4 protein-coding genes are annotated in these 5244 nt (G+C 73.4%); 3 read left to right on the top strand and 1 reads right to left on the bottom strand.

The genetic code is table 11. The features are described from left to right. The coding region (locus ABYE80_RS16525; RefSeq protein ID WP_372791402.1) for a GAF domain-containing protein at window positions 1–693 on the bottom strand (693 nt) is incomplete at its 3' end. 45 nt (window positions 694–738) lie between these two features. Here ABYE80_RS16525 and ABYE80_RS16520 point away from each other — a divergent pair. Genes ABYE80_RS16520 through ABYE80_RS16510 form a run of 3 tightly spaced genes read left to right on the top strand, consistent with a single transcriptional unit; the run spans window position 739 to window position 4973 of the window. Next, the gene (locus tag ABYE80_RS16520) at window positions 739–2433 is read left to right on the top strand and encodes a redoxin domain-containing protein (RefSeq protein WP_372791401.1); all 1695 of its coding nucleotides are present in this window, start codon (window positions 739–741) and stop codon (window positions 2431–2433) included. Between the two features lie 14 nt (window positions 2434–2447). After that, entirely contained in the window at window positions 2448–3314 is an 867-nt protein-coding gene (locus tag ABYE80_RS16515; RefSeq protein WP_372791400.1) for a DNA-formamidopyrimidine glycosylase family protein, read from the top strand. Between the two features lie 12 nt (window positions 3315–3326). Further along, a complete protein-coding gene (locus ABYE80_RS16510; protein ID WP_372791399.1) occupies window positions 3327–4973 on the top strand; it encodes an ATP-binding protein in 1647 nt (548 codons plus the stop codon). Window positions 4974–5244: the final 271 nt, after the last annotated feature.

Raw genomic sequence — 5244 nt, 5'->3', positions numbered from 1 at the left:
CGGTGTGCGCACCTCGTGCGCGATGGTGGCCGCGAGCCCCAGCGAAGCCGCTCGGACGTGCTCCTGCTCGATCGACGACGCCTCGAGCGCGCCCTCGAGCGCTCGTAGGCCGCTCGCCGCGTCGGAGAGGTCCTGGGCCCGGCGGCGCGCCAGCTGCAGCGCTCGGCGCAGTTCGATCTCCGCGACGACCATCGCCGAGAGGTCCGCGAGCAGGTCGACCTCCTGGTCGGCCCAGTCGCGCGGCACGCGATCCACCGCGCAGAGCGTGCCGAGGATCGGGCCGTCGGAGAGCTGCAGCGGGTAGCCGCAGTACGCGATCACCTCGCCGTCCGTGGTGACCGGGTTGTCCCGGAGCAGCTCGACCTCGCGCGAGTCCGCGACGACCAGCGGCTCGCCGGACGTGACGACGTACTTGCAGAAGGAGCGGTCCAGCCCGGTCTGGCGTTCCGGGGCCTCCCGGTCGGTCACGATCCGGCTCTTGAAGAACTGCCGGTCGTCCTCGACGAGCGCCACCTGTGCGACCGGGACGGAGAGCAGGTGCGCGGTCAGGCGCGTCAGGCGGTCGAAGCTCTCCTCCGGAGCGGAGTCGAGGAGCCGCGTCGCACGAAGGACCCGCAGTCGCTCGGGGTCCTCGAGACGCTGGCCGCGTCCCGACGCCCTGTCACTGGCACGCCTTGCCGGAACCTTGGACACGGGGCGAGGATACTTCCTGCTGTGGAGCCGATCGATCTTGATCGCGTGAGGGTGCGCGCGCCCGAGCTTCGCGGGAGCGGTGCGTGGGTCGAGCCCGTCGCCTTCTCGCTCGAGGACCTCCGGGGTCGGATCGTGCTGCTGGACTTCTGGACGTCGTGCTGCACGAACTGCCTTCACGTGCTGGAGGAACTGCGGGGACTGGAGCGCCGGTTCGCCGACGTTCTCACGGTCATCGGGATCCACACGCCGAAGTTCCCGCACGAGCGCGATCCCGATGCGGTGGCGGACGCCGTCGCCCGGCACCGGTTGGAGCACCCGGTGCTGCACGACCCGGACGCCGTGCTCTGGGACGCCTACGGGGTGCGCGCGTGGCCGACGCTCGTGCTGATCGATGCCACGGGTCGCGTCGCCGCGACGCTCTCCGGGGAGGGGCACGCCGTACGACTGGCCGCGGCGATCGAGCGGCTCGTCGACGAGGCCCGGGCGCAGGGGACGCTCGCCGAGGAGCCGCTGGTGCTGCCGGATCCGGGCCCGGCCCCGACCGGCCGCAGCGAGCTCGCGTTTCCCGGGAAGGTCGCGGTCGGCACCGCCCCCGACGGCACCGTCCGTCTGGCGGTCGCCGACACCGGGCACGACCGCGTCCTCGTCACCACCCTGGACGGTGTCGTCGAGCAGGAGATCGGTGGCCTGTACCAGCCCCAGGGGGTGCGGTTCGACGGCCAGGACGGCCTGCTGGTCTGCGAGACCGCGCACGACCGGGTGTGGCGCATCGCCCTGCCCGGGCCCGACGGCGACGGCGGGGGACGGACGTTGGTGACCGAGGCGGTCAAGAGCCCCTGGGACGTCGTGCGCTGGCACGGCCACGTCGTCATCGCGGGCGCCGGCCGGCACGTGCTCTGTGCGATCGACACGGAGGGGGAGGCCCAGGTGATCGCGGGGACCGGGGCCGAGGAGCTGCGCGACGGTCCCGCACTGGAGGCCCTGCTCGCGCAGCCCAGCGGCCTCGCCGTCACGGACGTTGGTGAGCTCGCCTTCGTCGACGCCGAGAGCTCGGCGCTGCGGGTGCTCGATCGCCCCGCCGGCGTGATCCGCACGTTGGTGGGCGAGGGCCTGTTCGACTGGGGGCAGGCGGACGGCGGGCGTCTTCGAGCGCGCCTGCAGCACCCGCTCGGCGTCGCGAGCGCGGCGGACGGGGCGCTCTACGTGGCCGACACGTACAACGATCGGCTCCGGGTCTGGCGCGGCGAGCACCTCTGGACCGTCCCGATCGACGGATTCTGCGAGCCGGGTGGGCTCGACCTGCTGCCCGATGGGCGCGTGGTGATCGCGGACACCGCCAACCACCGCGTGGTGATCGCCGATCCGGACGGCGCGAGCGCGGAGGCCATCGACATCGGCCGGCCCGCGTCCAGCGACCGGCCCGGAGCTCCGGTGGTCGCGGAGACCGTGATCCTCGAGGCGGGCGGCACGCTGGAGGTCGAGATGGACCTCGAGCTCGACGGGGACGTGCTGGACGGTGCCGGCCACGCGCCCGTCGCCGTCCGGGCGCGAGCCACCGATCCGGGGCTCCTCGGCGGGGTCACGAGCTGGCGGCTCGACGGCCTCCCCGCGCGGTTCTCGGTCGCCCTGGGCAGCGGATCCGGCAGGATCACCTTCGAGCTGCGCGTCGCCACGTGTGGCCCGGACGCGTGCCGCCTGCGCCGCACCGAGCGCGCCTACGACGTCATCCTGACCGGCTGAGCGAGGACCGAGAGATGCCTGAACTCCCCGAGGTCGAGATCACCGCCCGTCGCCTCCACGAGGCGCTCGTGGGCGCCACCGTCGAGTCCGCGATGGCTCCCGGCCTCAACACGCTCAAGACCTTCGACCCGCCCCTGGGGGCGCTCGACGGCGGCACGATCACCGCCGTGCGCCGGATCGGGAAGCACCTCGTGGTCGACGTGAGGAGCGCGGCGGGCGAGGACCTCTGCGTGCTGCTGCACCTGATGTCCGCCGGCCGCCTGCAGCTGTACGACAAGCGGGCATCCATGAAGGACCGGACCTCCCGCCTGCTCCTGCGGATCGCCCCTGACCGCGAGCTGCGACTCCGCGAGTTCGGGACCAAGCAGGCGGCCTGGGCGAAGCTGCTGCGTGCGGGCGAACTGGCCGAGGACCCGGCACTGGCGAGCCTGGGCCCGGAGGCCTGGCCCGACCCTCCCGCCGACCTGCGTGACGTCCTCGCGCCCCAGAAGGCGCGTCCCCTGCAGGCCGTCCTCCGCGATCAGCACGTGCTCGCGGGGATCGGGCGCTCCTGGGTCGACGAGATCCTGTGGGAGGCGAAGCTGTCCCCGTTCGCGCGGGCAGGCGGGCTGGACGAGGACGAGGCGAGGGTGCTCCGCGAGGCGATCGTCGCGCGGCTCGGTGCGGCACTCGCGCACTACGAGGATGTGGTGCGCCTCCCGATCCCGGACAAGCTGCCGCTCCCGCTGCGGATCCACCGCCACCACGGGGAGCCGTGCCCCCGGTGCGCCACGGTCATCGAGGCCGTGCACTACGAGGAGCAGGTCCTCTGTTACTGCCCGCAGTGCCAGACGGGGGGGAAGGTGCTGAAGGATCGGCGACTGTCCCGGCTGCTGAAGTGAGAGAGTCCTGCTGTGCGTGACACCCTGTCGCAGATGCGACTGCCCACCGGCGGCGTGAGGAGGACCGACGACGCTGCGCACCTCGACCGCGCGTTCGCGATCGGTCGGGCGTGCGTCGTCCCGCTCGCGATGGTGGCGAGCATCACGGCCGACAACGACGACGTGGCCCTGGGGCAGCCGTTCCTGATCGCCGCGGCGGCCGTCGAGCTGTACAGCGTGATCATGCTGGCCGCGCTCCTTCGCGGGCGCCCCGTCGGCCCGCGGACCCAGTTCGTCCTCGACCTCGTTGCCGTCGCGGCCCTCGCGCTGGTCGCGGACCCGCACGCATCCTCGGCCGGGCGCATTCCGCTGCTGCTGCTGCTGAGCGCGTGGGCCCTGACCCTCGCGCCCCGGGTCGCGGCCGCGCGGGCGTTGCTGGCGAGCGCCGTCGTCGTGGTCGGCGAGGCGCTGCTCGTCGGCGTGGAAGAAGCGCTGCTCGTCGCGCTCTTCCTCGGCACGGTCGCGATCCTCACGACGGGGTTCTCCGTGGTCCTCGAACGGCGCCGCGTGGATATGGCGGCGCTCGAGCGTCGCCTGGAGGAGGCCGGAGCCGAGGCGTCCGAACTGGAGCGCCGTGAGCGCGAGCGCCTCGCCCAACTGCTGCACGACGACGCGTTGCAGCGGCTGCTCGCGGCCCGGCAGGACCTGGACCACGCCCGGGAGGGCGACCCGTCGGCGCTGCAGGTCGTCGCCGACGGGCTCGCGGAGACGACCCGCTCCCTGCGGTCGCTGACCATCGTCCATCACGATGCGATCCTCGAGGCGGCCGGGGCCGAGGCCGCGGTGCGTCGCATCGTCGACGACGCCGAGCGGCGCGCGGACCTGCAGACCGAGGTCCGGATCACCGGTCAGCTCAGCGCCGAGGTCAGCTCGACGGTGCTCGCGATCGTGCGGGAGCTCGTCGCCAACGTCGAGCGCCACGCCGACGCGACCCGCATGACCGTCGACATCTCCGCGGAGCGAGGGGCGCTCTCGATCGTCGTCGCCGACGACGGACGGGGGATGAGCGAGCGCCGGCTCGCCGACGCGGAGCGCGACGGGCACCTCGGGCACGCCACCCTGCGGCGCCGCGTCGAGGACGTCGGCGGGGCGCTGGCGGTCGCGACGGCGCCCGGGGCCGGGTGCCGGGTGACCGTGCGCCTCGAGGACGAGGGCGTGCGGGAGCACCGGGTGCTCCAGGAGGCACTCAAGAGCGAGCGGTCCTGGAACGCCGCGCTCGTCACCGGGTTTCCCCACCCGTTCGTCGTGGCCTCGCTCGATCTCCGCCTGGTCGAGGTGAGCGACCGCTTCGTGCGGCTGACCGGCTGGACGCGTGCTGAGCTCCTCAACGCGCCGGCCGGCGACCTGCCCTACTGGCCGCCGGAGCTCAAGGCGCGGGTCCCCCAGATCGCACGGGAGGCGGAGCGGTCCGGCGAGTACGTGACCGAGTTGGAGATCGTGCGCCGCGACGGCGGCCGCCTTCGCGTGATCACGACCTCGTGCGTGGTACGTGATCCGCGCGGCAACCGTGACCTGCATCTCGTGACCTTCCAGGAGGCACCCTCGGCCGGCCGGGAGGAGCGTCGCGCCACGGCGGGCGACGCGGCGGCCGCGCGATCTCGTCACTCGGGGGGCGCGTAGCATCGTCGCGGTTCGGGCTCGCGTCGGACCGCCCCAAGATCCTCCCGTCCTGCACGTCTACCCCAAGGCGGACACGCCGGGGTGTTGATGCAGTAGTCGCGGTCAGCTTGCGATGCCGAGCGACTCGCATGCTGCGCGTGGTGTCCACGCCGGCGGCGCGAGGTCGGCGTGATCGAGGAGGTCGCGGTCGCCGGTCACGATCGCTTCGGCGTGCGCAGAGATCGCCAGCGCCACGAGGTAGTCGTCGGCCGGATCGCGGAGGACCGCGGGG

This window comes from Paraconexibacter sp. (assembly GCF_041602235.1).
In the GTDB taxonomy this organism is placed as follows: Bacteria; Actinomycetota; Thermoleophilia; order Solirubrobacterales; family Solirubrobacteraceae; genus Paraconexibacter.
The sequence above is the reverse complement of the archived record's forward strand: the minus strand, read 5'-3'. Positions and strand labels throughout refer to the sequence as shown.